The 273-nt window shown below is 60.8% G+C and carries 1 protein-coding gene; it reads left to right on the forward strand.

The window, feature by feature from the left end:
• Positions 1 to 13: 13 nt before the first annotated feature.
• Positions 14 to 273 (forward strand): glycosyltransferase (locus QSV46_RS39770; RefSeq protein WP_314964100.1); only part of this gene is annotated, 260 nt, incomplete at its 3' end.

The following is a 273-nucleotide window of genomic DNA, read 5'->3' on the forward strand; positions in this document are numbered from 1 at the left end:
GTGGAAAGACCCGATGGGCGTGATTGAGGCTTTCCGCAAGGCGAGAGAGCAGGTCGACTGCACGCTCGTGCTCGTCGGCAATAATGCCTCTGACGATCCCGAGGGCGGACAAATCCTCGAGACGATCGAGAGCGTCGCCGATGAAGGCATCATTGTTCTCAGCGTCGACGATCCAACCCTGGTGAACGCACTGCAGCGCTCTGCCGCCGTGGTCCTGCAGAAGTCGATCCGCGAAGGCTTTGGTCTCACGGTCGCCGAGGCAATGTGGAAGGG

Origin of the sequence: Bradyrhizobium cosmicum, assembly GCF_032290525.1 — a bacterium.
Lineage (GTDB): Bacteria > Pseudomonadota > Alphaproteobacteria > Rhizobiales > Xanthobacteraceae > Bradyrhizobium > Bradyrhizobium cosmicum_A.